At 67.0% G+C, this 24378-nt stretch carries 21 protein-coding genes; 3 read left to right on the forward strand and 18 right to left on the reverse strand.

All coding sequences use genetic code 11. The annotated features are described in order from the left end of the window. Positions 1-45: 45 nt before the first annotated feature. The 7 genes from ASC81_RS22005 to ASC81_RS22035 form a co-directional block, all read right to left on the reverse strand. The gene (locus ASC81_RS22005) at positions 46-852 is read right to left on the reverse strand and encodes a carbohydrate ABC transporter permease (protein ID WP_056272135.1); all 807 of its coding nucleotides are present in this window, start codon (positions 850-852) and stop codon (positions 46-48) included. Then, positions 849-1742, reverse strand: coding sequence for a carbohydrate ABC transporter permease (locus ASC81_RS22010; protein WP_056272137.1), 894 nt, complete (start codon positions 1740-1742; stop codon positions 849-851). The genes ASC81_RS22005 and ASC81_RS22010 overlap by 4 nt, the downstream gene beginning before the upstream one ends. Further along, positions 1739-3010: a sugar ABC transporter substrate-binding protein gene (locus ASC81_RS22015; RefSeq protein WP_056272139.1), complete on the reverse strand. Its 1272-nt coding sequence runs from the start codon at positions 3008-3010 to the stop codon at positions 1739-1741. Before ASC81_RS22015 ends, ASC81_RS22010 begins: the two co-directional genes overlap by 4 nt. 7 nt (positions 3011-3017) lie before the next feature. Further along, on the reverse strand, positions 3018-4436 hold the full coding sequence (locus ASC81_RS22020; RefSeq protein WP_056272142.1) for a glucoamylase family protein: 1419 nt from the start codon (positions 4434-4436) through the stop codon (positions 3018-3020). A 62-nt stretch (positions 4437-4498) separates the two neighbouring features. Then, the gene (locus ASC81_RS22025; protein ID WP_056272145.1) at positions 4499-7441 is read right to left on the reverse strand and encodes a TonB-dependent receptor domain-containing protein; all 2943 of its coding nucleotides are present in this window, start codon (positions 7439-7441) and stop codon (positions 4499-4501) included. A gap of 42 nt (positions 7442-7483) precedes the next feature. Beyond that, positions 7484-8491, reverse strand: a complete 1008-nt coding sequence (locus ASC81_RS22030) for a LacI family DNA-binding transcriptional regulator (RefSeq protein ID WP_056272146.1) — start codon at positions 8489-8491, stop codon at positions 7484-7486. A gap of 7 nt (positions 8492-8498) precedes the next feature. Further along, entirely contained in the window at positions 8499-9842 is a 1344-nt protein-coding gene (locus ASC81_RS22035; RefSeq protein ID WP_056272150.1) for a GH1 family beta-glucosidase, read from the reverse strand. Between the two features lie 230 nt (positions 9843-10072). Here ASC81_RS22035 and ASC81_RS22040 point away from each other — a divergent pair, with 230 nt between their 5' ends. Continuing rightward, the gene (locus tag ASC81_RS22040) at positions 10073-10564 is read left to right on the forward strand and encodes a VOC family protein (RefSeq protein WP_056272152.1); all 492 of its coding nucleotides are present in this window, start codon (positions 10073-10075) and stop codon (positions 10562-10564) included. Between the two features lie 158 nt (positions 10565-10722). Here ASC81_RS22040 and ASC81_RS22045 read toward each other — a convergent pair whose 3' ends face one another. From ASC81_RS22045 to ASC81_RS22085, 9 genes are all read right to left on the reverse strand, one after another. After that, positions 10723-11691, reverse strand: a complete 969-nt coding sequence (locus tag ASC81_RS22045) for a tripartite tricarboxylate transporter substrate-binding protein (RefSeq protein ID WP_056272155.1) — start codon at positions 11689-11691, stop codon at positions 10723-10725. 16 nt (positions 11692-11707) lie between these two features. After that, positions 11708-12889 (reverse strand): phenylacetate--CoA ligase family protein, encoded by a 1182-nt coding sequence (locus tag ASC81_RS22050; protein WP_056272524.1) that lies wholly within the window; start codon positions 12887-12889, stop codon positions 11708-11710. A gap of 62 nt (positions 12890-12951) precedes the next feature. After that, positions 12952-13251 carry a hypothetical protein gene (locus tag ASC81_RS22055; RefSeq protein WP_156392353.1) on the reverse strand — a complete coding sequence of 100 codons (300 nt, stop codon included), beginning with the start codon at positions 13249-13251 and terminating at the stop codon, positions 12952-12954. Beyond that, entirely contained in the window at positions 13248-14057 is an 810-nt protein-coding gene (locus tag ASC81_RS22060) for an ABC transporter ATP-binding protein (protein ID WP_369820871.1), read from the reverse strand. Before ASC81_RS22060 ends, ASC81_RS22055 begins: the two co-directional genes overlap by 4 nt. Next, positions 14054-15370 (reverse strand): ABC transporter substrate-binding protein, encoded by a 1317-nt coding sequence (locus ASC81_RS22065; protein WP_056272160.1) that lies wholly within the window; start codon positions 15368-15370, stop codon positions 14054-14056. The genes ASC81_RS22060 and ASC81_RS22065 overlap by 4 nt, the downstream gene beginning before the upstream one ends. Before the next feature lie 22 nt (positions 15371-15392). Continuing rightward, positions 15393-16469, reverse strand: a complete 1077-nt coding sequence (locus tag ASC81_RS22070; protein ID WP_056272161.1) for a branched-chain amino acid ABC transporter permease — start codon at positions 16467-16469, stop codon at positions 15393-15395. Between the two features lie 27 nt (positions 16470-16496). Beyond that, positions 16497-17426: a branched-chain amino acid ABC transporter permease gene (locus tag ASC81_RS22075; protein ID WP_056272164.1), complete on the reverse strand. Its 930-nt coding sequence runs from the start codon at positions 17424-17426 to the stop codon at positions 16497-16499. Between the two features lie 114 nt (positions 17427-17540). Next, the gene (locus ASC81_RS22080; RefSeq protein WP_056272167.1) at positions 17541-18320 is read right to left on the reverse strand and encodes an ABC transporter ATP-binding protein; all 780 of its coding nucleotides are present in this window, start codon (positions 18318-18320) and stop codon (positions 17541-17543) included. Further along, positions 18317-20266 (reverse strand): long-chain fatty acid--CoA ligase, encoded by a 1950-nt coding sequence (locus tag ASC81_RS22085; RefSeq protein ID WP_056272170.1) that lies wholly within the window; start codon positions 20264-20266, stop codon positions 18317-18319. Before ASC81_RS22085 ends, ASC81_RS22080 begins: the two co-directional genes overlap by 4 nt. A gap of 120 nt (positions 20267-20386) precedes the next feature. On the opposite strand from ASC81_RS22085, the gene ASC81_RS22090 reads away from it, so the two are divergent. Beyond that, a complete protein-coding gene (locus ASC81_RS22090; RefSeq protein WP_056272174.1) occupies positions 20387-21103 on the forward strand; it encodes a Crp/Fnr family transcriptional regulator in 717 nt (238 codons plus the stop codon). On the opposite strand, the gene ASC81_RS22095 is transcribed toward ASC81_RS22090, so the two are convergent. Next, positions 21078-22244 carry an FAD-binding oxidoreductase gene (locus ASC81_RS22095; protein ID WP_056272177.1) on the reverse strand — a complete coding sequence of 389 codons (1167 nt, stop codon included), beginning with the start codon at positions 22242-22244 and terminating at the stop codon, positions 21078-21080. The two genes, ASC81_RS22090 and ASC81_RS22095, sit on opposite strands and share 26 nt — an antisense overlap. Before the next feature lie 92 nt (positions 22245-22336). Between ASC81_RS22095 and ASC81_RS22100 the strand changes: the two genes are divergently transcribed. Continuing rightward, complete coding sequence (locus ASC81_RS22100; RefSeq protein ID WP_200946949.1) at positions 22337-23638, forward strand: peptide MFS transporter; 1302 nt, start codon at positions 22337-22339, stop codon at positions 23636-23638. Here ASC81_RS22100 and ASC81_RS22105 read toward each other — a convergent pair. Further along, entirely contained in the window at positions 23625-24356 is a 732-nt protein-coding gene (locus tag ASC81_RS22105) for a helix-turn-helix domain-containing protein (RefSeq protein ID WP_056272180.1), read from the reverse strand. The genes ASC81_RS22100 and ASC81_RS22105 overlap by 14 nt on opposite strands. Between the last annotated feature and the right edge of the window lie 22 nt (positions 24357-24378).

A 24378-nucleotide genomic window follows, 5' to 3' on the forward strand; every position in this document is an offset into this window, starting at 1 on the left:
GCATGCGCCTCGCCACCAAGCCGCAGCAACGCGAAGCGAGACCAATCACTTCACGCTTCCCATCAACAACCCCTGCATGTAATACCTCTGTAACGCCACAAACAACACCAGCACCGGCAACACCGTGATCACCGCCCCAGCCATCATCAGTTCACTGTCCTGCACATGCTCCCGCGACAGCGCCGCCAATGCGACTGGCAGCGTATGCATCTCCCCATCGGTCAGCACGATCAACGGCCACATGAAGTCGTTCCAGCTTCCCAGAAAAGCGAACACCGCCAACGTCACCAGCACCGGCTTCAACGTCGGCAGCACGATGTTCCAGAAGATGCGCCACTCCCCCGCACCGTCCAGCCGCGCCGCCTCCAGCAACTCGTCCGGCACGCCGCGCGCGTACTGCCGCACGAGGAAGATGCCGAAGATGCCGGCCATGCTCGGGATCAGCACGCCCATCCAGGTGTTCACCAGGCCCATGCCCTTGAGCATCAGGAACAGCGGCAGCATGGCCACCTGGCCGGGGATGACCAGCGCTGCGATCAGCAGCCCGAACACGCGCTCGCGATGCCGGAAACGCAGCTTGGCGAACGAGTAGCCGGCCAGGGTGTTGAAGCTGACCGAGATGAAGGTGCTGACGATGGCCAGGCCCAGGCTGTTGATGAAGGCGCGCTTCAAGCCGCCATCGCCCAGCAGCTTCTCGTAATGCGCAAAAGTCGGCTCACGGGGGATCAGCGGCGGCGGCAGGCTGGAGGCGCTGCCGGCCGGCATCAGCGACACGCACACCATCCACACCAGCGGGAAGATCGCCAGCGCCGCGAACGCCCACAGCAGGCCGTTGATGAGCAAACGCTTCATGCGCCCTCCCCCGTCAGCCGCCGCTGCAGCGCGATCAGCCCCTTGCTGACCACGACGATGATGATGAAAAGCACGAAGGCGACGGCCGAGGCCAGGCCCAGGTTCCACCACTTGAAGCCTTCGTCGTACATCAGGTAGAGCACGCTGACCGTGCTCTGCAGCGGCCCGCCCTGGGTCATCACATAGGGCTCAGCGAAGAGTTGGAAGTAGCCCGCCGTCGTCAGGATGGTGACCATCAGCAGCGTCGGCGCGATGCTGGCCAGCGTGATGTAGCGGAACTGCGCCCACGATCTGGCGCCGTCCAGGCGCGCGGCCTCGTACAGGTCCTGCGGCACGGCCTGCAGCGCGGCGATGAAGATGATCATGTTGCCGCCGAAGTTCTTCCACGCGGCGAAGCCAATGATGGTCGGCATCGACCAGTGCGGATCACCCAACCAATCGATGGGGTCGACACCGAAGGACTGCAAGGTGTAGTTCACGAGGCCGTACTTCACGTGGAAGAGATAGCGCCAGATCACCGCGACCGCCACCAGCGTGGTGACGACGGGGGCGAACAGCGCCGTGCGCAGCAGCGGCTTGAAGCGGACGAGCTTCGACTGCAGCAACACGGCGGCGGCAAGAGACAGCGCGATGGACAGCGGCACGCCCAACACGACGAAGTAGGCGGTGTTGCCCAGCGCCTGCCAGAACAGCGGCATGCTCAGCACATGGACATAGTTGTCCCAGCCCTGCCAGCGCAGGTTGCGCAGGTCGGCGAGTGCGTAGATGTCGAAGTCGGTCAAGCTCAGCGCCAGGCCGGCAAACACCGGCACGCCGAAGAACAGCGCGATGACGATGAGCGCCGGGGCGGCGAAGGCCCAGGCGGCGAGGGATTCGCGACCCGCCCTCATGCCTGCACCTTGCGGTCGAGCATCCAGCGTCGCTTTTCCAGGATGCCGTTCACGCGCGCATCGAGGTCGCGCACGGCCACGTCGATGCTGTCGCGCCCGCCGACCACGCGCGCGGCCGCCAGCTGCATCTCGTTGGCGATGCGCTCCCATTCCGGCACGGCTGGTGGCGGGCGCACACGTTCGAGCTGGCGGTAGAAGGCAGCGGCGTGGCGGTCCTCGGCCAGCGTGGCGCCGGCCGGCAGCGGCATGGCCCAGCTGCTTCGGCGGGGTGGCAGGTCCCCGGTCAGGCGGTAGAACTGCAGCTGCACATCGGGCCGGCTCAGGTAGCTGATCAGCGCCCAGGCTTCGGGCTTGTGGCGCGAGCGCTTGAACACGCCCAAGCTGGCGCCGCCGGCGATGGAGGCGCCCAGGCCGCTGGGGCCGGGCAGCTCGGCCGTCGTCCACGCATCGCCCAGTTCGGGCGGCAGGCGGCGCTTGAATTCGCCGATGTTCCAGGGACCCGAGATGTAGAACGCAAAGGTGCCGCGGCCGAACTCCTGCCAGAGATTGGCGATCTGGTTGTTGGTGAGGCCCGGCGCATCGCCGACCCGGAAGCGCTCGGCGTAGAAGGAGAGTGCGCGCCGGAAGTCGTCAGACGAGAAGTTGCCAAAGCGCCCGCCATCGCGCAGCACCGGGGCGGGCTGCTGCAGGGCCAGGGCCAGCAGCGGCTCGAACTCGTTGGTGGGCAGCAGCAGCGGTGTGGCCATGCCGTGCTCGCGCAGACGGGCCAGCGCGTCACGCCACTCGTTCCAGGTCTGCGGTATGCGCGGGATGCCGGCCTTGGCGAGCAGGTCCTGGCGCACGAACAGCAGCCGCGTATCCACATACCAGGGCAGGCCGACACGCTCGCCGCCCGGCGCATTGGTGGCCCAGATGCCGTCGAAGTAGTCGGCCGCCTGCAGCGTCGGCGTGCGGGCGATCCAGGGCGCGAGGGGCTCCAGCGCGCCCAGGGCCTGCATCTCGGGCAGCCAGGTGTTACCGACCTGGGCAAGGTCGGGCGTCGCATCGCCGGCAAAGGCGGTCAGCAACTTCTCGTGCGCGGCCGACCAGGGCAGCTGCTCGACCTTGACGCGGACCTTGGGCTGCTCGCGCTCGAAGCCGGCGATCAGCTCGGCCGCCACCTCGGCCTCGCGACCCATGGCCCAGAAGCGCAGCGTCGTCGTGCCGCTGTCGCGAGCGCAGCCGGCGAGGGCAGCGGCGCCAGCAGTGAGCAGGCTGCGACGGTGCATCGAGCGATCAGCCCAGCCAGCCGCCGGTGAACCCCGCGCGCTTGAGGCCTTTGACGAGGTGGGCGTTCTTGCGCATCACCTGCCACACCAGCTCGCCGCGGTGGTTGCCCATCATCGCGAGCATGGGTCCCTGGTCGATGCCTAGCATGTCGGTGTCGACCCAGCCCTTGCCCGGCTCGATGCGGCCGTGTGTCAGGCGCACGTCGGGATAGTTGAAGCTCGGGTTGAAGGCGTCCCAGAAACCATAGCGGCCCCAGGTGTGCGGGTGGCGCTCCTTGATGGCCATCAGCGCGGGGATGACGATCTCGGGCGCAAAGGCGATGGAGCTGCCCGCCGCGTAGGGCGCCAGCGTGCCATCGTCGTGCAGGCCCATGCCGCGGCCGGCATAGCTGATGAAGCGGCGCTTCTCGATCTTGCCGCGGGTCGTCTTGTACGGCAGCGTGATGTCGGCCGGCCCGTCGCTGGCACTGATGCCCCAGACCTCGGCGCTGTAGCCCTGCCAGCCCAGCGGGTTGGCGGCGGCGTAGGCCTGCTGCGCATAGGTGGCGCGGCGGGAGTTCTCGAAATAGTCCAGGCCGCGCTGCTTCATGTAGGCGTCGTGGATGCCGCGGAAATCGACCCAGCAATGCGTGAACTGGTGGCCGAACAACGGCGGAAAGCGCAGCAGCGTCTGACCGTAGCTGTCGCCCCAGCTGTCGCGGTCATAGGTGCTGGTCCAGGCATCGTAGGCATCGGGCTTGAGCGGCCGCGTCGGCGAGCCAAGTGCCAGCAGATAGACCAGCATGGCCTCGTTGTACCCCTTCCAGTCGCTGGGGATGTGGCCTTTCTCGGGCGTCCAGCCGTGGCCGATGGACGGCGGCCGCACTTGCGCCCAGGCCCAGTCGACGCGACCGTACAGCTCGTCGACCAGCCCGCGGATGCTGGCCTCCTCGGCCTGCTCACCGTCGAAGAAGCTTTGCGCGTGCAGCGCGCCCATCAGCAGCAGGCCGGTGTCGACCGTGGACAGCTCGCAGCGGCCGAAGCGCAGGCCTTCCTTCATGTCGAGGAAGTGATAGAAAAAGCCCTTGTGGCCGGCCACGCCGGTCTTGCCCGGGCCTTGCGGCAGGTTGGCGAAGAAGCGCAGCGTCGTCAGCGTGCGGTCGCGGGCCTGGTTGCGGGTGATATAGCCCCGCGCCACGCCCACCGGGTAGGCGCTGAGCGCAAAGCCGACGGCGGCGATGCTGGCGAAGGACGGCGTCGGCCAGCGGTCAGGCGCGAGGCCAGTGCGGGCGTCAGTCGTCTCCCAGAAGAAGTCGAAAGTGCGGCGTTCGAGGTCGGCTAGAAAGGTAGAGGCCGATGCCGACGCCTCTGCCCAGCTGGGCAGGTGCGCCGCCAGCGCCAGGCCGGCGCCGTGGGCAAGTACCGCGCGTCGTGTCAGGGAATCCATGGTGGGCGTGATTGTGGGAGCCGCCCCGTATCACTGGGCAGCGGCTCCCGTGCTTCAGGAGATCAGAACGAGTAGCTCGCGCCCAGCTTGAACTGCCGCATCGTGCCGCGCACGCCGGTGCGGGTGTCGAAGTTGCCGTTGTCACCGCCGAGCGCGTTCTTCGGCGGTGTGGAGGGGCCGCCAACCCAGTCATCGTAGAAGCCCCAGTTGGCGGTGTTGAACAGGTTCAGCACGTCGATGCGGACCTGCAAGTCGCCGCCATAGACCTTGAAGTTCTTGGCCAGGGCCAGGTCGAGCTGCTTGAAGGTGTCGGAGCCGCGCGCGACGGCCCGGCAGCCGTTGGGGCCGGAGAAGCCGGTGTGGCAGTCCACCACTCGGCGCGGCTGGCCGTCGCCGACGGTCAGCTTGCCGGACAGCTGCATGCCCCAGGGCAGCTTGTCCATCAGGCCGCCGACCACGAGGCGGTGCTTCTCGGCATCCTTGGCAGGGCGGAAACCGTAGGTGCCCTTGCCATAGGTCCAGTCGAAGATGTCATCCGACCATTCGTTGTTGGTGGTTTCGGCATCCGTGTAGGTGTAGGCCACCGTCATGCTCCAGCCGCTGGCCTGTGTGTAGGGCTTGTCCAGCGACAGGAAGAGGCTGGTCGCCTTGTTCTGGCCGACAAAGTCGCCGAGCACCACGGTGCCGAAGTTACGCGGCGCGCCGCCCCACAACGGGTCCACCGAGTTGGAATTGCCGAAGCCGCCGTTGGGGTCGCGGTTGCCGTTGAACCAGATGAACTGGTTCTTGGCGTGGATCTTGGAGACCGCGACGTCCATGTTCCACATGCCCAGCGCCTGGCGCACGCCCAGACTCATCTGGTCGGCGAACGGCATCTTGAAGTCGTTTTTGATCATCCAGATCTCGCCGCCCGGCGCGGCGTTCTTCTGCAGCTCGTCCAAGGTGTTGTTGGCCATCTTGCGGTCGTAGCTGCGGCCCCAGCCGCCGTAGACCACGGAGGCCTTGTTGCCGAAGATGTCGTAAGAGGCGCCGACGCGCGGTGCGAACGCGCCCTTGAAGGGCTTGCGCGAGTTGCCGGTGGAGATGTAGTCGGCGATGTTGATGCCACCCTTGGCGAGCGACTGCGCATACGTCTGGCCGGGCGGCGCCGTGATGCCGTCGACGGTGCGGCCGTCCAGCGCATTCAGCCCCGCCACGCGGTCGGCCGGCGTCACGTAGTCGTTGTTGAGCATGTTGTCTTCATAGTCCCAGCGTGCGCCGAGATTGAGTTCCAACTGCTTGGTCAGCTTCCAGTCGTCCTGCAGGTAGATGCCGAACTGGTTGTTCTTGAGATTGGCCGACGCTGTCGGGATGGGCAGGCGGATGTTGCACTGGTCACTGGACAGGCCGTTGCTGCTGACGTTGGTGCCGGTGCAGGCCAAGCCGTTGAAGTAGGGCTGACCTGTCGTCGTGTTCAGCACGGTGTCGATGGCCGCGACGCGAAAGGCGGTGCCGCTCAGGTCGTACTTCATCGCCTTGAACTGCACGCCGCCCTTGATGACGTGGCCGGCCAAGCCCGTGTAGCTGAGGTCGTTCTTGAAATACACGCCGCTCTGGCGCCGGTCCTGGGCATTGGGCGATCCACCCGTGAAGAAGATGTCCTGGACGTTGTTGATCGCGTTGGTGGGCGAGTACTTGTAGCGCACCAGCGGATCGGCCGAGTCGGACTGCGGGTTCCATTTGGAGCTTTCCCAACCGACGCGCGCCTCGTTGAGCCAGCGGTCGCCCGTGTACTCGTGCGTGACGTCGACGCGATAGGCGTTGTTGTTGTTGTTGATGGCCGTGCTCGGCGCAAAGCGGTCGCCATCGACCGAGTAGCCGGTCTCCTTGCGCAGCGTGGTGGAGATGTCCAGGCGCTGGCGGTCGTCGATCTCCGCGGACAGCTTGCCGAAGACGAGGTGCTCCTTGAACGAGCCCTTGAACGCGCCCTGCTGGGCAGCGAGGGACGGCACGACACCGGGGCTGCCGGGGTACTTGTCCAGGTTCATTGCGGTCAGCTGGCGTGGCTTGTCGAGCGACTTGCCGTCGTAGGCGAAGAAGTAGTGCAGCTTGTCGGGCACGATCGCGCCACCGAGGCTGAAGCCGGCTTCGATCTGCTTGTTGGACGGCGTGGCAATGCCATTGGCTTCATCCCGTTTCTGGATGGGGCTCAGCGAGGTCCAGTTGCTGCCCGTGCGGTTGACGTAAACGTTTCCATGCGTTTCATTGCCGCCGGATTTGGTGACTGCGGCGATCGCCACGCTGGAGACTTGGTCGAACTCGGCCTTGTAGTTCTGCGTCAGCACGCGGTACTCGGCGATGGCGGCCTGCGGGAAGGGGTTGCCACGGCTGGTGTCCTGGCCGGCGACGCCGCCGCGCAGGATGTTGTTCTTCTGGCCGACGCCGTCGATGAAGACGTTGACCGAGTCGATGTTCTGCGAGCCGCCGCGCAGCCGCGTGTTGCCGCTGGCGTCGGTGTCGAAGCGCACGCCCGGCGCAAAGTCGGCAGCCGACAGGAAGTTGCGCGACGCCTGCGGAATCGCCTCGATCATGCGGTTGGACACGGTCGTGCCAACCTGGGAGTCGATCACCCCTTGCCGCTGCGAGCTGCCCTCGACAACGACAGTGCCGAGCTGATTGGTGGCAGCACCACCGGCGGCGAGGTCGACCGTGGCGTTCTGACCGACCGACACCGTGACAAGGCTGCCCGTCGTGGCGCCGCCGACCCGAACCTCGTAGGTGCCCGGCGTCAGGCCGACCAGCACATAGCTGCCGTCAGCCAGCGTGGTGGTGCGATAAATGTTGCCGTTGGCCTTGTTGACCGCGATGACATCGGTGCCCGCCGGCGCTGCCGCGCCCGCTGTGGTGATGGTGCCGCGCACGGTGGCGTTCGAAGTCTGGGCCGAAGCGGCGCCTGCCAAGGCAAGGAAGACGGCCGTGGCCAGTGCCTGGCGGCGCCAGGGCCTGCGAGTGGATGTGATGCTCATGATGTCCTTGTCTCCTGGTTGTTTACTGTGGTCTGGACGGGATCAGGGCTTGGCCGCGCCGCAGGAGCGGCGCACGACGAGTTGCACGGGCATGACGGTGGCGCTGGCGTCGGGCAATTGGCTCTCCAGCGTGTCGGCCAGCGCGTCGAGCGCTTGCTGCCCAAGGGCAGCGATGGGCACGTGCATGGTGGTCAGCGCAGGGCTGACATAGCGGGCGATGGGGATGTCGTCGAAGCCGGCGAGCGCGATGTCGTCGGGCAGGCGCACGCCGCCCGCCTGCAGCACGCCGAGCAGACCGATGGCCATGATGTCGTTGGCGGCGAAGACGGCGTCGGGCCGTGCGGCCGGCGGCATCGCCAGCAGCGCCTCGCCCGCGCGCTGACCGCCGGCTTCGGAGAAATCGCCTTCCAGCAGCCAGGGTGCGACGCCCGCAGGCAGGCCCGCGCGGTAGCCGCGCTCGCGCTCGCGGGCCTCGAAGTTGGTGGCCGGGCCGCCCAGGAAGGCGATGCGCCGGCGGCCGCTGGCAACGAGGTGGCGGGCCATCTCGCGCGCGCCGCCAAAGTTGTCGACCGCAAAGACGCGCTGCGTCGGCCGCCGCACGCCGGAGTTCAGCAGCACGGCCGGCAGGTTGAGTGGCAGGTTCTGCGACAGGAAATCGTCGTCGGCATGCGGCGACATGACGAGCAGGCCATCGACGCGGCCGTTCATCGCGCGCAGCGCGGCGGCGGCCTCGTTGGCGTCGTCGTGGGAGCTGGAAAGCAGCAGGTGCAGGCCGCGCGAGCGGGCCGCTTGGTCGATGCCGCGGATCAGTTCGGAAAAGAACTCGCCGTGCAGGTCGGGCAGCAGCGCGCCAACGGTGTCGGTGCGGCGCGTGATGAGGCTGCGCGCAGCGCCCGACGGGCTGTAGCGCAGCTCGCGGGCAACGTCGAGGATGCGTTGCCGGGTGTCGGGCAGCACGTTCTCGGCGCCGTTGAGTGCACGCGAGACCGTGGCGACGGACACGCCAGCGACGCGGGCGACATCCTTGATGGTGGCGGGGCTGGCGCTCATGTTTTTCTTAGAGGTTGGCGCCGTGCGCGGCGATGACCTCAGCATAGAAGCGTGCACTGGCCTTGGGCGTGCGCTGCTGTGTCTGGAAGTCCACATGCACCAGGCCGAAGCGCTTGGCATAGCCCAGCGACCATTCGAGGTTGTCGAACAGCGACCAAGCGAAATAGCCACGCATGTCGGCACCGCGCGCCATCGCGTCCTGCACTGCGGCGATGTGGGTGCGCAGGTAATGCACACGCAGCGGGTCGTCGACGCGACCGTTTATTGCCGTTGGCGGGTCGTAGAAGGCGGCGCCGTTCTCGGTCACGTAGAGCGGCAGGCCGCCATAGCGCTCGTGCATCCAGACCAGCGTGTCGGCGAGGCTTTGCGGATGCAGCTCCCAGCCGGTCTCGCTATAGATCCCGCCGGGCTGGCGCTGCGGCGCTGCGGGCACCGGCCAGGCCTTGACGTCGTGGCGGACGACAGCGCGGGTGTAGTAGTTCAGGCCCAGGAAGTCGATGGGCTGCTTCAACGCCTCGACCTCCGACGCTGGCCAATCGGGCCAAGCCTCGCCGAAAACGTCGCGCAGCTCTTCGGGATAGCTGCCGAGCAGGGCCGGGTCGAGGTACTGCCGGTTCATGTAGGCGTCAGCCAGGCGCGCCGCATGGCGGTCGTACTCGCTGGCGTCCGGCGGCAAATGCTTCGGCTCGATGTTGACGACGAGGCCGATCCTGTTCTTGCCGATGGCGCGATAGGCCTGCACGCCTTTGGCATGCGCCTGCATCAGGCGGTGCGCGACGATGGCCGCCTCGTAGGCGCTCCGGTGGCCCGGCGCCAGCGTGCCCTGCATGAAGCCGCCGTCGGCCACAACCCAGGGCTCGTTGATCGTCACCCACAGCGGCACGCGGTCGTCCAGCGCGTTGAAGCAGACCTGGGCGTAGTCGGCAAACCAGTCCGGCATGTCGGGGTTGAGCCAGCCGCCGCGATCGTCCAGCGCGGCGGGCAGGTCCCAGTGATGGAGCGTCGCCATCGGCGTGATGCCGGCGGCCAGCAGTTCATCGACGAGGCGCTCGTAGAAGCCGAGGCCAGCGGCGTTCACGCGGCCACGGCCGTCGGGCTGGACCCGGTTCCAGGCGATGCTGAAGCGGTAGGCGGTCAGGCCCAGCTCGCGCATCAGCGCGACGTCGTCCTTCATGCGTCGGTAGTGGTCGCAGGCGACATCACCCGTGTCGCCGCCAATCACCCGACCAGGCGTGCGCACGAAGCGATGCCAGTTGCTCACCCCGGCGCCATCGGCCAGCGGCGAGCCTTCAATCTGATAGGCGGAAGTCGCGCAGCCCCACAGGAAGCCAGGCGGGAACGGTTGTCTCATCCGTATGCCGGCGCCGCTTGCGCAGGCCGGTTGTTATGTCGTCATGAAAACGTTTACATGCATTCTTTCGATGAACGAGGATCGAGTCAACAACGTGTTTACCCGGCGCAACACGCGCTGCGTGACCGCGCATTCACGTGACCTTCTTCCCGGCCGCCTGTACTCGGCGGGTAACCCGGCGCCCCCAGCCGCGTGGCAGCATGCGCGCCCATTGCCACCGAAGGGACGAGATGCTGGATCAACCTGCTGGACATGTCTTTGAAGCCAGTGCTCGCGACGCACTGTCGCCGCGCCAACGCCTGCATCTGGTGCTGCTTGGCGTCGCCAGCGTCGAGCGCTCGACGGCGTTCTATGAAGCGTTGGGCTGGGCCAAGTCGCCCACGGGCAACACCGGCTTTGCGAAGTTTGATCTGGGTGGCTACGCGCTCTGCCTGATCTCGCGTGCGGACTTGGCGAAGGACGCCGGCTTTGAATCGCCAACGGGCAGCGGCTTTGCGGGCATGGCGCTCATCTACATCGCCCAGTCACCGGATGAAGTTCCGCGCATACTCGCCAAGGCGGTGGAGGCCGGCGGCCGCCTCGTCAAGCCCGCCACGCGCACGCATTGGGGCGTGGCCGGCTATTTCGCCGACCCCGACGGCCATCTCTTCGAGGTGGACTACGAGGACGTCTGGGTCCTCGACGCCAGCCACCGGCTGGTCGTCGACCAAGTCAACGCCTGAGACACCCCGGCCTTTCGGGCCGAGCGCCGGGCCGCTCCCAAGCCGGCCCGCTTTGGCGATGTGCTTGCCGGACAACCCGGCAAGCATCGCCGTCCCCCAGAGAGACCGGCCAGACGCGCCCGCGTTCAGCGAGGCGCGACTGGACGAGGGGCTCCATTTCAGTCGGCGTACACCCCAGCCGCCTTGATGACAGGGCCCAGCTTGTTGATCTCGGCCTCGACGAACTTCTTGTGTTCAGCCGGCCCGACGCGGGCGTCGGTCACGATCACGGCGCCCAACGCCTCCTGGCGCTTCTGGAAGTCGGCGTCCTTCAACGCGGCGCGCAACGCCGTGTTGACCTTGTCCAGCACGGCCTTGGGCGTGCCCTTGGGCGCGTACAGGGCATGCCAGATGGTCAGGTTGAAACCCTTCAGGCCGGACTCGTCCGCCGTCGGCAACTTGGCCAGTGGGCCGCTGGTCAGGCGCTTGGAGGACATCACGGCGAAGGCCTTGACCTTGCCGGCCTCGATCTGGCTGGTGGTGTTGGTGGTCTGGTCGCACATGATGTCGACCTGGCCGCCGAGCAGGTCGTTCATCGCCGGCGCAGTGCCCTTGTAGGGCACGGTGGTCATGTCCGACTTGACGGCTTGCTGGAACAGCAGACCGCACAGGTGCGAGGCCGAGCCGACGCCGGCATTGGCCAGGTTGACCTTGCCCTTGTTGGCCTCCAGCCACTTGGCCAGTTCAGCATAGTTGGCGGCCGGCATGGTGGGCCGGCTGATGAGCGTCATCGGCACCTCGTTGACCATGCCCAGGTACTCGAAGTCCTCCAAGGTCTTGAAGGGCAGCGTGCGGTACAGCGACGGCGCCGTGGCCATGCCGATGTGGTGCAGCAGCAGCGTGTAGCCATCGGGCGCGGCCTTGGCCACCTTGTTGGCGCCCAGGGTGCCGCCGACGCCACCGACGTTCTCGATGATGAGCGTCGCGTTCATCGGCTTGCGCATGGCCTCGGCCAGGTCGCGCGCCACCTTGTCGGTCGGACCGCCCGCCGTGAACGGCACGACGATGGTGACCGGCTTTTCCGGGTACTGGGCAAAGGCGGGCAGGCAGGCCATCAGGCCAGCGGTGAGCAACAGGGTACGGCGCATTGGGTGTCTCCAGCGGTTAACGACGGTCTTCGATCAACCTGCCGTCGTTGGGCAAGCTGCCAGGTGGCAGCGGTTCTACTTCAATGCGCAGTTTGGTCAGGTCGCGTGCGGTCTGCATCAGGCTTTCCACGAGGCCGGGGGTTGTGGATTCCCACATTTCGGCCTGCAGCAGAACGTAGTCCTGCGCCAGCTCGCCGCTGACGACAAGACGGGCGCGCCGCACCTCAGGGTGGCGCTTGACCAGCTCGGCCACCTGGCCCGCATGCACAAACATGCCGCGCACCTTGGCCGACTGGTCAGCCCGGCCCAGCCAGCCGCGCAGGCGCTGATTGCTGCGGCCGCAAAGGCTCTTGCCAAGCGATGCAGGCATGACCGCCGACAGGTCGCCGGTGGCGAAGCGGATCAGCGGATAGCCGGAGCTCAGCGTCGTCACGACCACCTCGCCGACCTCGCCCTCCGGCAACGGCTCGCCGGACCCGGGGCGAACAATCTCGACGATGACGCCCTCGTCGACCACGAGGCCCTCGCGCGCCGTCGTCTCGTAGGCAATGAGGCCAAGGTCGGCCGTCGCATAGCACTGGTAGGCAGCGACACCACGTTCGGCAAACCAGGCCACCAGGGCCGGCGGGCAGGCCTCGCCGCTGACGAGGGCCCGCTGTAGGTAGGGCAGCGAGTGGCCACCCTCCACTGCCTTGTCGAGCAGGATGCGCAGCAGGCTGGGTGTGCCGGCATAGGCCTCGGGCTGCAGGTCCAGCAGCGCCTGCAACTGCAGTTCGGTGTTGCCCACGCCGCCGGGGAAGCTGGCCGCGCCGATGGCGCGCAGGCCGGCTTCCATCATGGCGCCGGCGGGTGTCAGGTGATAGCTGAAGCCCACATGTGCCAGCTGCCCGGCACGCACACCCGCTGCATGCAGCGCGCGGCCGATGCGCCAGGGGTCGGTGCCGTCGGCATCGGGCTCGGGTTCATAGAGCGGTCCCGGCGACTGGAAGATGCGCCGCGGCATGCCAGTCGCAAAGCCACCCAGGCGCAGCGTGCGCCGAGCTGCCTGCGCGGCGGCGAGGCTGCTCTTGCGAGTCAGCGGCAACGTGGCCAGCGCGGCACGCGAAGTGATGGCCGGCGCGTCGACGCCCGCCAGCAGGTCGGCGTAGGCGGGGCTGCTGGCCTGGGCGTGCTCCACCTGCAGCGGCAGCGCGGCCATCAGCGCCGACTCGCGCTCGGCCGGGTCGCGGGCCTCCAGCGCGTCGTAGAAATCCGCGCCACTCACTCTTCGTCCTTCCAACGCACGAGGCGCCGTTTGACCTCGTCCTGGACCTTGCGCAGCTCGGTGGCCGACTTCAGTGTGAACGTGTCCCACTCGGGCGTGCGCGCCGGGCGCTTGGCAAGCTGGACCTTCACCGTCGCACCGTCCACCGCCAGCTTGAGCACCACATCGGCGCCCAACGTCCAGCCCTCGCCACGCTCGGCCAGCACACGCTGGTCGCGGGCAAAGCGCTTCATCGTCAGCAGCGCCGAGTCCGAGTTGAAAGGCGGGGGCGCCATCTCCCAGCTGTCATCACTCATGCGAGCCACCTCTTCCTTCGCTTGTAGCTCTTCACATCCTTGAAGCTGCGCCGCCCTTCTCCGCCGACGCCGAGATAGAACTCCTTGACGTCCTCGTTCTCGCGCAGCTCGGCGGCGGCCCCGTCCATGACGACGCGGCCGTTCTCCAAGATGTAGCCGTAGTCGGCATAGCGCAGCGCCATGTTGGTGTTCTGCTCGGCAAGCAGGAAGGTGACGCCCTCGCGCTGGTTGAGGTCGCGCACGATCTCGAACACTTCCTCGACGATCTGCGGCGCCAAACCCATCGACGGTTCGTCCAGCAGCACCATCCTCGGGTTGGCCATCAGCGCGCGGCCGATGGCGCACATCTGCTGCTCGCCGCCCGACGTGTAGGCCGCCTGGCTGCTGCGGCGCGTCTTCAGGCGCGGGAAGTAGTTGTAGACCTTGTCCAGCGTGTCGCGCACCGCCGCCTTGCCGTCCTTGCGCGTGTAGGCGCCGGTCAGCAGGTTCTCCTCGATGGTCAGGTGCGCGAAACAGTGCCGCCCCTCCATGACCTGCACCACGCCGCGCTGGACCATGGCCGAGGTAGACAGCCTCTCGATGCGCTCGCCGCGCAGCTCGATGCTGCCCTTGGTCACTTCGCCGCGCTCGCCTTCGAGCAGGTTGGACACCGCCCGCAGCGTCGTCGTCTTGCCGGCGCCGTTGCCGCCGAGCAGCGCGACCACGCGACCCTCCGGCACCTGCAGGCTCACGCCCTTGAGCACCAGGATCACGTGGTTGTAGATGACCTCGATGCCGTTGACATCGAGCAGCGGCTTTGGACTCACGACTGACAGTCGGCGGGTGTGCGCCGCTCGAGCTTTTTCTCGGCCGCGTACTTGTCGGCCGCCTGCTTCACCATCGGCTTGATGATCTGCTCGTCGGCCTGGTACCAGTCGGAGCTGAACTTCCACTTCGCGCCGTCCCAGGTCTGTACCCGCGCCCAGGCCGAGCCCATGTGGTCGATGCAGCTGGTCGACACCGGGCGCATGACGCCGGCCAGGCCGAGGCCATCGAGCTTCTTCTGGTCGAGCGCCAGGTTCTCCAGGCCCCAGCGCACCTGCTCGCCCGTCATGACTTTGCCCTTGCCATAGCGCTCCTGCGCGCGCTTGACGCCTTCGACCGCCAGCATGGCCGAGATCAGGCCGCGCATGTAGAGCACCTGGCCAACCTCTTCCTTCGGCCCCGTGCCCTGCCCCTTGGCATGCAACAGCTTCAGGACGTCCTGCGACACCTTGGCGTCCGGGTGCACGCCGTGCTGCATCGTCAGCGCCGAATAGCCCTTGGCGCCATCGGCCACGTCCTTCACGTCGGGCTCGGCACCGGCCCACCAGATGCCGAACATCTTGTCGCGCGGGTATCCAGTGGCCTGGGCTTCCTTCAGCGAGGTGGTGTTCATGACACCCCAGCCCCACAGCAGCACGTAGTCCGGCCGGCTCTGGCGGATCTGCAGCCACGCGCTCTTCTGTTCAACGCCGGGATGGGTGACGGGAATCGTCGCGAGCTCGAAGCCATGCGTCTTGGCCCGCTCGGTCAGCATCGGGATGGGCTCCTTGCCGTAGGGGCTGTCGTGATAGACCAGCGTGATCTTCTTGCCCTTGAGCTTATCCAGCCCGCCGTTGACCTTGCCCAAGTGCTGGATCAGCACGTCGGCGCCCATCCAGTAGGTGCCGATCAACGGGAAATTCCACTTGAAGACACCGCCGTCGGCGCTCTCGCTGCGGCCGTAGCCCGCCGTGATCAGCGGGATCTTGTCGGCCGGCGCCTTCTCGGTCAGCGCGAATGTGACGCCCGTGGACAGCGGCTGGAAGACGGTGGCCCCGCCGTTCTTGCCCTTCAGGCGCTCATAGCACTCGACACCGCGGTCGGTCGCGTAGCCGAACTCGCATTCCTCGAAGCTGATCTTCACGCCATTCATGCCGCCCTGGGCGTTGACGAGCTTGAGGTAGTCCACATAGCCATTGGCCCAGGGCGCGCCGTTGGGGCCGTACGCGCCGGTGCGATAGACCAGCACCGGGAAGAACTGCTCTTTGGCTTGAGCCCATGCGGAGCCGGCCGAGGCGAGTGCGGCCAGCGTGAGTGCGAGTGCCTTGAACTTCATCGTTGTCTCCGTGATGTGCTGCTTAGTGAGGGAAGGGCCAGAGACGCAGCTTCTCTTTGCCCGTGGACCAGAGCTTGGCCAAGCCATGCGGCTCGACGATGAGGAAGAACACGATCAGCGCGCCGAAGATCATGAACTCGACATGGCTGACCATGGCGGTGTCGACCTGCAGGCCGACGAGCCCGCCCAGCACCGGCAGCAGCTGCGCCAGCGCAATCGGCAGCACGACGATGAAGGCGGCGCCGAAGAAGGCGCCCATGATGGAACCCAGGCCGCCGATGATGACCATGAAGAGCAGCTGAAAGCTGCGGTCGATGCTGAAGGCTGCTGGCTCCCAGGAGCCCAGGTAGACAAAGCCCCACAGCCCGCCCGCCACGCCGACGATGAAGCTGCTGACCGCAAAAGCGCTGAGCTTGGCGGCCACCGGCCGGATGCCGATGACGGCAGCGGCCACGTCCATGTCGCGCATGGCCATCCACGAGCGCCCGATGTGGCCACGCACCAGGTTCTTGGCGATCAGCGCGAAGACGACGACGAAGGCCAGGCAGAACAGGTACTTCTGCAGCGGCGTGTCGATGGGCTGGCCCAGCACCTGAAGGTTGGACACGCTCACCGAGCCCGAGGCCGAATCCAGCGTGAACCACTTGATGCGCAAAAAGGCCCAGTCGGTGAAGAACTGCGCCGCCAGCGTCGCGACCGCCAGGTACAGGCCCTTGATGCGCAGCGACGGCACGCCGAAGAAAACGCCCACCACCGTCGCGCACACGCCGCCCAGCAGCAGCGCCGCGATCAGCGGCATGCCGTCGACGCGGGCGAAGAAGTTGTAGGCCGCATAGGCACCCACCGCCATGAAGGCGCCCGTGCCCAGCGAGATCTGGCCGCAGTAGCCGACGAGGATGTTCAGTCCGATGGCCGCCAGCGACAGGATCAGGAAGGGGATCAGGATGGCGCGCAGCATGTACTCATCGGCCAGCAGCGGCACGCCGATGACGGCAAAGGCCAGCAGCAGCGCGATGCCGACGCGGTCCTGGCGGATCGCAAAGATCTGCGAGTCCGCCGCGTAGGACGTCTTGAACTGGCCGTTCTCGCGGTAAAGCATCAGCCCTCCACCCGCAACGAAAGAGCCTTAGACGCGATCAATGATCTTCTCCCCGAACAAGCCTTGAGGTCGCACCAGCAAGAACACCAAAGCCAGCACATACGCGAACCAGATCTCGATGCCGCCCCCCAGCATCGGGCCAAGATAGGCCTCCGACAGCTTCTCTCCCACGCCGATCAACAGCCCGCCAACGATGGCGCCCGGCACGCTGGTCAGCCCGCCGAGGATGACGACCGGCAGCGCCTTCAAAGCGACAAGAGACAGCGAGAACTGCACGCCCAGCTTGCTGCCCCAGATGATTCCAGCCACGAGCGCGACGAAGCCCGCCACGCTCCAGACGATGACCCAGATGCGCGCCAGCGGAATGCCGATGCTCTGCGCGGCCTGGTGGTCGTCCGCCACGGCGCGCAGCGCGCGGCCGGTGCCGGTGTACTGGAAGAACAGGCTCAGCACGCCCACCAGAAGCGCCGCGATGCCGGTGGCGATCAGGTCCTCCTGGCCGACGAGGATGCCGCCCGGGAAGGTCTGCTCCAACAGGAACAGCGGGTCCTTGGGCATGCCGACGTCAATCTTGTAGATGGCCGAGCCGAACAGCGTCTGGCCGAAACCGTCGAGGAAATAGGTGATGCCCAGCGTGGCCATCAGCAGCGTGATGCCCTCCTGGTTGACGAGGCGCGACAGCACCAGCTTCTGGATGGCCCAGGCCAACGCCACCATCAGCGCCAGCGCCACCGCAAACGCCAGCACGTTGACCAGCACCTTGCCCTGCAGCCCCGTCCAAAGCGGGATCCATTCCGAGAAGCGTGCCATCGCCAGCGCCGCGAAAAACACCATCGCGCCCTGGGCGAAGTTGAAGACGCCGCTGGCCTTGAAGATCAGCACGAAGCCGAGGGCGATCAGCGAATACAGCATGCCGGACATCAGGCCGCCGATGAGGGTTTCGAGGAACATGCCCATGGTCAGCTTTGCACGATGAAAATCAACCACAGAGGCACTGAGGCGCTGAGAACAGCCCCAGGCCTATGCATTTCCTCTGTGTCTCTGTGCCTCTGTGGTTGCATTTGGATTGCCTCAATGCGACGTACCGAGATACGCGGCGATCACATCGGGATTGGCCCGCACCTCATCCGGCGCGCCGTCGCCGATCTTCTTGCCGTAATCCAGCACGACGACGCGGTCCGAGATGTCCATGACCACGCCCATGTCGTGCTCGATCAGCACGATGGTCGTGCCGAACTCGTCGTTCACGTCCAGCACGAAGCGGCACATGTCCTGCTTTTCTTCGACGTTCATGCCGGCCATGGGTTCGTCCAGCAGCAAGAGGCTCGGCTCCATTGCCAGCGCGCGGCCGAGGTCGACGCGCTTTTGCAGGCCGTAGGGCAGGCGGCCGACCGGCGTCTTGCGGTAAGCCTGGATCTCCAGGAAATCGATGATGCGTTCAACCGCCTCGCGCTGCTCGCTCTCCTCGCGTCGCGCGGGGCCGACATGCAGGGCCTGCCAGAACAGGCCGCGCTTCATGCGCAGGTTGCGGCCCGTCATGATGTTGTCCAGCACGCTCATGCCCTTGAAAAGCGCCAGGTTCTGGAAAGTGCGCGCCACGCCCATCTCGGCGACCTGGCGCGGGCTCATGCCCTTGAAGGTCTTGCCGCGCAGCGTGATTGCACCGTGCTGCGGCTGGTAGACGCCGTTGATGCAGTTCAGCATCGAACTCTTGCCCGCGCCGTTAGGGCCGATGATGGCGCGCACCTCGTGCTCGCGCACATCGAAGCTGATGTCGGTCAGCGCCTTCACGCCGCCGAAGGCCAGCGATATGTTCTTCACGTCGAGGACGACGTCGCCGATTTTCTTCATGCCGCCTGCCCTTCGACAGCCGGGAAGGTGCGCGCCTCGGCGATGCGCAGGTCCGCCGCGACCATCGACGTGCGGCCGTCCTCGAACTTCACTTGCGTCTCGATGTACTGCGAGACCTTGCCCGCATAGAGGGCCTCGATCAGGACGCCGTACTTCTCGGCAATCGCACCGCGCCTGACCTTGCGAGTGCGTGTCAGCTCGCCGTCATCAGCGTCCAGTTCCTTGTGCAGCACGAGGAAGCGGCTGACCTGGCTGCCAGCCAGCAAGGCCTCCTGCGCCAGGTCGGCATTGACCTTTTCCACGCAGTCCAGGATCAGTTCATAGACCTCTTTGCGCTGCGCCAGGTCGGTGTAGCCGGCATAAGCAAGGTTGCGGCGCTCGGCCCAGTTGCCGACGGCTTCGAAGTCGATATTGATGAAGGCGCAAACCTTGTCACGCCCATCACCAAAGCACACCGCCTCCTTGATGTGCGGGAAGAACTTCAGCTTGTTCTCGACGTACTTGGGCGCAAACATCGCGCCGCCGAAGGCGCCGCCCGAGAGCCGCCCTACATCCTTGGCGCGGTCGATGATCTTCAGGTGCCCACCGGGCGTCAGGAAGCCAGCGTCGCCGGTGTGGAACCAGCCGTCCGTTGTCAGCGCCTCGGCCGTCGCGGCCTCGTTCTTGTAATAGCCCTTGAGCAGGCCGGGCGAGCGCACCAGCAGTTCGCCGCTGTCGGTCAGCTTGATCTCCACGCCGTCGATGGGCACGCCCACCGTGTCGGCGCGCGCCTCGTGGTCGGGCTGCAGGCAGACGAAGACGGCGGTTTCCGTTGAGCCGTAGAGCTGCTTCAAGTTGATGCCAATGGCGCGGTAGAAGCTGAACAGGTCCGGCCCGATGGCCTCGCCGGCCGTGTAAGCGACGCGCACCCGCGAGAAGCCCAGCGTGTTGCGCAGCGGGCCGTAGATCACCAGGTCACCGAGCGCGTAGGCCAGCCGATCCAGCAAACCGACGGGTTGCCTGTCCATCCGCCTCGGGCCGACGCGGCGGGCCAGCGTCATGCAGCGTTCGAACAACCAGCGCTTGGGCGCCGAGGCGTCCTCCATGCGGATCATGACCGTCGTCAGCAGGCCCTCGAAAACACGTGGCGGCGCGAAGTAATAGGTCGGGCCGACCTCCTTCAGGTCGATGCTGACGGTGGATGCCGACTCCGGGCAGTTGACGACATAGCCGCAGGCCAGCCACTGCGCAAAGCTGAAGATGTTCTGGCCGATCCATGCCGGCGGCAGATAAGCCAGCACCTCTTCCTCGGAGGTCAGCCTGTCAAAGCGCTGCCCGGCCTGGGCGCGGTCGATCAGCGTCGCATGCGTGTGGATGACACCCTTGGGATTACCCGTCGTGCCCGAGGTGAAGAACAGCGCGGCCACATCGCCAGGCTGACCAGCCGCGACCTCGGCCGCGAAGAAGTCGGGCCGCTGGCCTTGCGCCGCGCGGCCCTGCTCGATCAGCGCATCCAGCGACGCAAGACCTGGCTCGTCGTAGTTGCGCAGGCCGCGCGGGTCGTCGAACCAGATGCGCGTCAGCTGCGGGCACTGCTCGCGCAGCTCCAGCATCTTGTCGACCTGCTCCTGATCTTCGACCACGGCAAAGGCAATCTCGGCGTTGTTGATCGGGAAGACGAACTCGCCCGCCACGGCGTCCTGGTAGAGCGGCACCGGCACGGCACCCAGGCATTGCGCGGCCAGCATGCCGGCGTAGAGGCGCGGCCGGTTCTCGCCGACGATGACGATGTGGTCACCGCGCTTCAGGCCGGCTGCCGCCAAGCCCATTGCCAGCTCCTGCACCAGCGCCGCCAGCTGCGCCCAGCTCAGCGTCTGCCACACGCCATAGGCCTTCTCGCGCAATGCGGGCGCGCCGGGCCGTCGAGCGGCATGGTCGAGCAAGAGCCGAGGAAAAGTCGCCGTCAAGCCTGTCTCCGTTGCAAGGGCTGGAGCCCCTGTCTGTGCGCCCCATTCTGAGCAGGACTTTGACGCCCATCTGTCGGTGCGACGACAATTTACGGGTCTTCACGGCCCAGACTTTCCCGCATGGCCGACGCACCACTGCCTTTGCGCCAACGCGCGCGCCGGCCGACGCCGGCTGAACTCGATGCCATTCCCTGGCTCAAGCTGCTCGAAGGCGGTCAGCGCGAACTGGCCGTCAGCACGCTGGAGGTGGCCGACGCCGAGCCGGGTGAACGCCTGTGCCGCATCGGCCGGCCGGCGACCTTCTGGTTCGGCGTCGTCGACGGCCTGTTGAAGATGAACAACGACGACTCGCTGGGCCAGGCCGTCACCTTCACCGGCATCCCGCCGGGCGGCTGGTTCGGCGAGGGCACGCTGCTCAAGCGCGAGGTCTACCGCTACAACATCCAGGCCCTGCGGCCCAGCGCCGTAGCCGGCTTGCCTGTCGACAGCTTCCACGCGCTGCTGGACGGCAGCATTGCCTTCAACCGCTTCGTGCTGAATCAGCTCAACGAGCGGCTCGGCCAGTTCATCGCTGCGCGCGAGACCGACCGCATCCATGACCCCGACATGCGCGTGGCCCGCAACCTGGCCGCCCTCTTCCACCCGACGCTCTACCCAGGCGTGGGCAGCTGGCTGCGCATCACGCAGGAGGAGCTGGGCTACCTCGTCGGCCTGTCACGCCAGCGCGTCAACCAGGCGCTGCACCGCTTGAGCGACGCACGCCTGATCCGCATCGAGTACGGCGGTTTGCGGGTGCTCGACCTGCAGGGCCTCAGGCGCTTCCCCGCATTGCCCTGAAACGTTGCGGGGACAGGTCTTGCGCGGAGATGCCCATGTCGGCCAGGTCCTGCGGCAGCGCGCGGGCGAGCGTCAGCGCGGCGGCGGCGCGGCCGAGGGCCGGCGAGGTCTGGATGCCGTAGCCGCCCTGGCCGGCGCACCAGAAGAAGCCCGGCGCTGCTACATCGAAGCCCACGACGGGTGAGCGGTCGGGGCTGAACACGCGAAGCCCTGCCCAGCTGTGGCGCACGCGGCGCACGGACTGGCCGGTCAATGTCTCGAAGCGGTCGACAGCGATGGCGATATCCAGCTCTTCGGGCTGCGCATCGCACGGCGGGCTGGGCGTTTCGTCGGCCGCCGAGATCAGCAGCAAGCCGGCATCGGGCTTGAAGTACTGGCTCTCGTCGATGGCAACGACCGCCGGCCACTGTGAGGCGTCCACGCCGTCCGGCAGGTCAATCAGCACGGCGGTTCGGCGCAGCGGCTGCAGCGGCACCGGCGCCAGGCCCGCGAGTGCGGCGACGTCATCGGCCCAGGCGCCCGCCGCATTGATGACGATGCCGGCGCGGAAGCTGCCGGTGGCCGTGTGGGCCAGCCAGCCGTCGCCCTCGCGCTCCAGCGCCTGCAGCCCGGCACCCAGGTGCAGCTGAGCCCCTGCGGCGCGTGCCTGGCGCAGGAAGCCCTGATGCAGCAGGTCGACGTCGATGTCGGCGGAAGTTGCGTCCAGCAGCGCGCCGGCAATGCGCTCGCGCTGCAGCAAGGGCACCCGGGCCAGCACCTCGTCGGCGCTCAGGGCCGAGGTGCGCTCGCGAACGTCGGCATCGGCCGTGAAGCCCTCGACCAGGCCCTCCTGCCCAGCGCCGACGAGAAAGAGCGTGTGCCGCTCGCGCAGCAGCGCCTGCTTGACCATGCCTTGCGACGGCGTCCTGAAGTAGCCGAGGCTGGCGCGCGTCAGCGCGCGGATCGTCGCGTTGCCATAGAGCGCCGAGTACAGCGCGGCCGAGCGGCCCGTCGAGTGGTAGCCCGCCTGGGCCTCGGCTTCCAGCAGCGCCACACTCGCCTCACCCGCCAGCGCCGCCGCCACGGACACACCCGCGATGCCCGCACCGATGACGATGCAGTCCACATTCTTCGTTGTCGCTTGACCCACGGGTAGATGCATGTAGTTTCCAATTTGGAAAATAAATGTACCATCACGAAAAATGTTGAGCAACGCTGAAATCTACCGCCTGGCGCAGCCCTGAGGAGAACCCCGTGGACGCTTCCCTGCACCCCGCATCGCATTCCCGCCCGACGGCCCAGTGGTTCGGCCAGCCGCGCGGCCTGGTGGTGCTCTTCCTGACCGAGATGTGGGAGAAGTTTTCCTTCTTCGGCATGAAGGCGCTGTTGATCTATTACATGATCCGGCACCTGCAGTTCGCGCAAGCCGATGCATCGCTGATCTACGGCGCCTACGCGGGCGGCGTCTACCTCACACCCATCTTCGGCGGCTACATCGCAGACCGTTGGCTGGGCCGGCGCCGCGCCATCCTCATCGGCGGCGCGTTGATGGCACTCGGGCATTTCACGCTGGCTTTCGAGTCGGCCTTCTTCCCGGCGCTGGTGCTGATCGCCCTGGGCAACGGCCTGTTCCTGCCCAGCCTGCCCAGCCAGGTGGGCGACCTCTATGACGAGGCCGACCCGCGTCGCGGCGGCTCGTACAACATCTACTACGTCGGCGTGAACCTCGGCGCGCTGCTGGCGCCGCTGGTGTGCGGCACGCTGGGCGAGGTCTACGGCTGGCATGTGGGCTTCGGCGCGGCAGGCATCGGCATGTGCATCGGCCTGGCCATCTATGTGCTGGGTGGGCGCCACCTGCCGCCAGACCGGCCGCGCGCGGCAGAACCCGCCAGCGCCCGGCCCGCCAAGCTGTCGAGCGGCGCCTTCGTGCCGCTGCTGCTGGTGGGTCTGGCGGTTGTCGTTTTCCGCGCCGGCTACGAGCAGAGCGGCAACACGTTGGCCGTCTGGGCCGAAACCAGCGTCGACCGCGTGGCCTGGGGCATGACGGTGCCCGTCACCTGGATGCAGTCGCTCAACCCGCTGTTGGTTTTCCTGTTCACACCTTTCGTCGTGGCCGGCTGGCGGCGCGCGGCGCAGCGCGGGCGCGAGCCCTCGTCGCTGGCCAAGATGGCCCTGGGCGCGGCCGGCGTGGCGCTGGCCTATCTGATGCTTGCGCTGCTGGCCGCTTCGCATGGCAGTGCGCCGGTCAGCATGGCGTGGGTGGGCGCCTTCTTTGTGGTCTACACGCTGGCGGAGCTGTACATCCTGCCGGTGGGGCTGGGCCTGTTCGCGCGCCTTGCGCCCGCCGGCATGGGCGCGACCATCATCGCGGCCTGGTTCCTGGCCTCCTTCGGCGGCAACCTGCTGTCGGGCGTGGTGGGGCGCTACATGGCTCCGCTGGGCGCTGCGGGCTTCTTCGCGCTGCTGGCCGGCATCACCGGGGCCGCCGCGCTGGCGCTGTTCGCGCTGCGGCCGCTTCTGCGCCGCGTCGAGGCCCCGATGGCTAACGCGGCGTAACCCTGGGCTTGGCCTTGGGCTGCGGCTTGAAGGCCCGCGCCGCCTTGGCGGGGGCCGCGGGCTTTGTCGCCGGCGCGGCCAGGCGCTGCGAGGCCTCGACGAAGTGCTGGGTCATCTCGTCCTGGCCATTGCGCGGCGCGCAGGTCGCGACCAGCCGGCAGGTACCTTCGGACGCCTTCAGGTAGGCGTGGCCCATCTCGCTGTCGAAGAAGATGGAGTCGCCAGGCTTCAGCGTGACGGGCGCATACAGCTCGGAGTGGAAGGCGACTTCGCCCTCGATGACGAAGGCGAACTCCTCGCCCGGGTGGCGGATCAGGTCGCCGAACTCCGCCTTGAACTCCTCCAGCGTGCGCGCCCGCACCTCGGCGATCAGCGGCGTGAAGCGCTTGTTGAGCAGCTCGGACGCGAGGTACGTCTGCTTGTAGCTCTGCGTGTCGACCACCTGCCCCTCGCCCGCGCGGTGCACCACGCGCCGGCCGCCGCCGCTGGGCGCGGGGCGGGCGCCCTGGGTGTCGTGCAGCAGTTCGGCCATGTCCACGCCGAGGCCGCGGCTCAGCAGCATCAGCTTGTCGTAGGACAGCGAGACATTGCCTTTTTCCAATTTGGACAACGTTGAAACCGCCAGGCCGGTGCGCTCGCCCACCTGGCTCAAGGTCAGGCCGAGCCGCTTGCGGATGCCGCGGATGTGTTCGCCGGGAGTGATGGGGGAAGTGGCCATTTCGCTGGGGGAAGTGCGATTC

The sequence above is a fragment of the Pelomonas sp. Root405 genome, from assembly GCF_001425165.1.
GTDB lineage: Bacteria > Pseudomonadota > Gammaproteobacteria > Burkholderiales > Burkholderiaceae_C > Pelomonas.